Raw genomic sequence first — 4,139 nt, forward strand, 5'->3', positions numbered from 1 at the left:
GCAGCGACCAGCCCCGCTCCCGCAGCGCCGCCGCGAGCCCCGGCGCGGCCTCCGGGGCCACGGAGAGCTGCACGAGGCCCGCCTGCTGCCCGGTGGCGTGCTCCATGCGCACGTCCTCGATGTTCACCCCGGCACGCCCCGCGTCGGCGAAGATGCGGGCCAGCTCGCCGGGCCGGTCGCTGATGAGGACGGCGATGACCTCGTAGGCGGCCGGGGTGCTGCCGTGCTTGCCGGGGACGCGGGCGCGGCCCGCGTTGCCGCGCCGCAGCAGCCGCTCGACGCCCTGGGCGCCCTCGGTGCGCTTGGCGGGATCGGCGGACTCCAGCAGGCGCAGGACCCGTACCGCCTCGCCGAGGTCCTCGCCGATCGCGTCGAGCAGGTCGGCGACGGGGCCGGGGTTGGCCGAGAGGATGTCGATCCACATCGCGGGATCGGAGCCGGCGATGCGGGTGACGTCCCTGATGCCCTGCCCGCAGAGCCGGACCGCGGTGTCGTCGGCGTGCTCCAGGCGCGCGGCGACGAGCGTGGACATGAGCTGCGGCATGTGCGAGACGAGCGCCACGGCGCTGTCGTGCGCGCCGCCGTCCATGACGACGGGCACGGCGCGGCAGTGCGCGACGAGTTCCAGCGCCTGGTTGAGGACCTCGGTGTCGGTGTCGCGGGCCGGGGTGAGGACCCAGGGGCTGCCCTCGAACAGCTCGGCGGTCGCGGCGAGCGGCCCGGAGCGCTCCCGGCCCGCCATGGGGTGGGTGCCGAGGTAGCGGCGCAGCCGCCCGGGGTCCGTGCCGAGGGCTTCCAGCTCGCGGCGCGGGCCGCTCTTGACGCTCGCGACGTCGAGGTAGCCGTGCGCGGCGTCCTCGCGCAGGAGTTCCGCGAGGGTCCCGGCGACGTAGGCGGGCGGCACGGCGACGATCGCGAGGTCGACCGTCCCCGCGGGCGGCTCGGTCGTCCCCGCGCCGAGCGAGGCCGCGGTCCGGGCCGCGTCGGTGTCCTGGTCGGCCAGGTGCACGCTCACGCCCCGCCGGGTCAGGGCGAGGGCGAGCGAGGTACCGATGAGTCCGGTGCCGACGACGAGTGCGGTTCTCACAGGGTGGTTCCTTGCGCGGTCACGGGCGGGGACGGGGGCGTACGGGGGCCGGAGCGCGGCCCCTGATCAGGGTAGTCACCCGGCGGGGCGCCCCGCGCCGAAATTGACGGGCGGCCACCGCCCCCGCGTCCTACGCTCCCGGGATGAGTCCCGCCGAACCCGTCCGCGCCCCCACGGACCCCGCCCCCGACGGCACCCGCTATGTCCGCGAGCACACCGTCTACGCCTGCGTCACCGGCTCGCGCGCCCAGGGCCTCGCGACCCCGGCGAGCGACACCGACCTGCGCGGGATCTTCCTCGCGCCCACGCCCGACTTCTGGCGCTTCGAGAAACCGCCCACGCACGTCCCGGGGCCCGCGCGCGAGCAACTGAGCTGGGAGCTGGAGCGCGCCTGCGCGCTCGCGCTGCGCGGCGACCCGAACGTCATCGAGGCGCTGAACTCCCCGCTCGTCCTCGGCGTCGAGCCGGTCGGCGCCGAACTGCTCGCGCTGCGGGACGCGTTCTTGTCGCGCACGGTCGTCGACACGCTGACGCGCTACGCGCACAGCCAGGGCCGCAAGCTCGCCGCCGACCTGCGCGGCCACGGCGCGCCGCGCTGGAAGCACGCGATGCACCTGCTGCGCCTGCTGCTCACGGCCCGCGAGCTGCTGCGCACGGGCAGGTACGTGGTCGACATGACCCCGTACCGCGAGGAACTGCTCGCCGTCCGGCACGGCGAGACGACGTGGGAGTCCTGGTCGGGCCGCACCGAGCGGCTTCTCGCCGAGACGGAGGCGAAGGCGGCCCACGCCCGGCTCCCGGCAGAGCCCGACCACGCCCGTGTGGAGGACTTCCTCGTCCGGGTCAGGCGCGCCTCCGCCCTGGGGTGACCGTCCGTACGACGGGCCCCGCCGAGCCGTCGGCCTCAGCCCCGCGGCGCCGCCCCGTCCCACCGGTGCCCGAGCGCGCGCAGCTCGTCGCGGTGCTCCACCCGTTCCACCCACTCCCCCGGCCACGCCGCCTCGCCCGCGTACGCGCCGGCGAAGGCCCCCGCGACGCAGGCGAGCGAGTCCGAGTCGCCGCGCGTGCACGCCGCCCGCCGCAGCACGAGGAGCGGATCGCCGGGGAAGAGCAGGAAGCACAGCAGCGCGGTGGCGAAGGCCTCCTCGGCGACCCACCCGTCCCCGGTCAGCTCGCAGGGGTCCCGCTCGGGGTCGCGCGGCGCGGCCTCGACGCGCGCGATGACCTCCAGGCACTCGTCCCAGCCGCGCGCGGCGTAACGGCCGGGCGAGGGCTCGCCCGCCCGGCGCCACAGGTCCCCGAGCCACGCCCCGTGGTACGTCGTGCGGCGCTCCTCGGCGTAGGCGCGCAGCGCGGGGAGCAGCGCCCCGGGCTCCGTGCCGTCCGCGAGCAGCCGGATCGTGTGCGCGGTCAGGTCGCTCGCGGCGAGCGCGGTGGGGTGGCCGTGGGTGAGCGCGGCCTGCCACTGGGCGAGCGCGGAACGGGTCTCGCGGCCGAGTCCGGGCAGCAGCGCGGCGGGCGCGACCCGCATGTTGGCGCCGCAGCCCTTGGAGTGCGTCTGGCTGGCCTGCTGCCAGGGCGCGGAGGCGTCCTTGAGGACGAGGCAGGCGCGCAGGCACGTGTTGCCCGGGGCGCGGTTGTTGTCGGGCGACTGGTACCAGTTCACGAACTCCTCGCGCACCGGACGCTCGCAGCGCAGCGGGGCCAGGGTGCCGCGCCCGGCGGCGGTCTCCAGGCCGCGGGCGAGGGCGAGGGTCATTTGCGTGTCGTCGGAGATCCAGGCGGTGGGCCGGGGCAGGTCCATCTCGCGCCAGGGGCCGCACTTCGCGAGGATGCCCGGCACGTCGTTGAACTCGGTCGGGAAGCCGAGCGCGTCGCCCAGCGCGAGGCCAAGGAGGGCGCCGGTGGCGGGGCGGTCGTCACGGGCGGGGGCGGTCGTCGTCTCGTACGTCGTCTCATCACTCATCGTCAGACTGACGATAAGGGGGCGGGGGGTCGTGCACAAGCCCCGTGCGCGAGCCCGGCCGCACTCGTGGACGTCCGGCCGCTCCCATGGACACCGCCGGGAACGCCGGAGAGGCGGCAGGCCGCACCGGCCCACCGCCCCTCCGTCCAAGCCGTCCTACAGATCGACCTCGCGCATGAGCATCCCGACCTCGGTGTTGCTCAGCCGTCGCAGCCAGCCGGACTTCTGGTCCCCGAGCGTGATCGGCCCGAAGGCGGTCCGCACGAGCTTGTCGACGGGGAAGCCCGCCTCGGCGAGCATGCGGCGCACGATGTGCTTGCGGCCCTCGTGCAGCGTCACCTCGACGAGGTAGTTCTTGCCGGTCTGCTCGACGACCCGGAAGTGGTCGGCGCGCGCCCAGCCGTCCTCCAGCTCGATGCCGTCCTTGAGCCGCTTGCCCAGGTCACGCGGGATCGGCCCGACGATGTGTGCGAGGTACGTCTTGCGCACGCCGTAGCGGGGGTGGGTCAGGCGGTGGGCCAGCTCACCGTGGTTGGTGAGGAGGATGACGCCCTCGGTCTCGGTGTCGAGACGGCCGACGTGGAAGAGCCGGGTCTCGCGGTTGTTGACGTAGTCGCCCAGGTTCTGGCGGCCCTCGGGGTCCTCCATCGTGGCGACGACGCCCGCGGGCTTGTTGAGCGAGAAGAACTGGTACGACTGCGTGGCGACCGTGAGCCCGTCGACCTTGATCTCGTCGCTCGGCTTCACGCGCAGGCCCTGCTCCAGGACGATCTCGCCGTTGACCTCGACGCGCGCCTGCTCGATCAGCTCCTCGCAGGCCCGCCGCGAGCCGTAACCGGCGCGCGCGAGGACCTTCTGCAGGCGCTCACCCTCCTGCTCGGCGCCGGGGAACGTCTTCGGGGGCCTCGGCCGGGAGTCCTTCTCGGCGTACCGCTCGCGGTTGCGCTCCTCCAGCTTCGCGTCCAGCTCGCGCGGCCGGGCGGCGGCGGTACGGGGGCGGCGCGCGCCCGGCCCGTCCTTCGTGCCGCGCTTGGGCCCGCCCTTGGCACCGCCGCGCGCGGAGTCCCCGCGGGCGCCGGAACGGGT

At 75.3% G+C, this 4,139-nt stretch carries 4 protein-coding genes; 1 reads left to right on the plus strand and 3 read right to left on the minus strand.

Going from position 1 to position 4,139, the window contains the following annotated elements; all coding sequences use genetic code 11:
- On the minus strand, positions 1 to 1,087 hold a 1,087-nt coding region (locus G3I42_RS30850), incomplete at its 3' end, for a prephenate dehydrogenase (RefSeq protein WP_164291013.1).
- A 143-nt stretch (positions 1,088 to 1,230) separates the two neighbouring features.
- Here G3I42_RS30850 and G3I42_RS30855 point away from each other — a divergent pair.
- A complete protein-coding gene (locus G3I42_RS30855; RefSeq protein ID WP_164291014.1) occupies positions 1,231 to 1,956 on the plus strand; it encodes a nucleotidyltransferase domain-containing protein in 726 nt (241 codons plus the stop codon).
- A gap of 35 nt (positions 1,957 to 1,991) precedes the next feature.
- Here G3I42_RS30855 and G3I42_RS30860 read toward each other — a convergent pair whose 3' ends face one another.
- Together G3I42_RS30860 and G3I42_RS30865 are read right to left on the minus strand one after the other, a co-directional pair.
- Complete coding sequence (locus G3I42_RS30860) at positions 1,992 to 3,053, minus strand: ADP-ribosylglycohydrolase family protein (RefSeq protein ID WP_164291015.1); 1,062 nt, start codon at positions 3,051 to 3,053, stop codon at positions 1,992 to 1,994.
- A 156-nt stretch (positions 3,054 to 3,209) separates the two neighbouring features.
- Positions 3,210 to 4,139 (minus strand): pseudouridine synthase (locus G3I42_RS30865; protein ID WP_164291016.1); only part of this gene is annotated, 930 nt, incomplete at its 5' end.

It is taken from the genome of Streptomyces sp. SID11385 (assembly GCF_010548245.1).
GTDB lineage: Bacteria > Actinomycetota > Actinomycetes > Streptomycetales > Streptomycetaceae > Streptomyces.

What these genes read in the sequence shown, in the direction of transcription:
- G3I42_RS30855 (WP_164291014.1), top strand. Translation starts at nt 1,231, where the DNA reads ATGAGTCCCGCCGAACCCGTCCGCGCCCCCACGGACCCCGCCCCCGAC.
- G3I42_RS30860 (WP_164291015.1), bottom strand. Translation starts at nt 3,053, where the DNA reads ATGAGTGATGAGACGACGTACGAGACGACGACCGCCCCCGCCCGTGAC.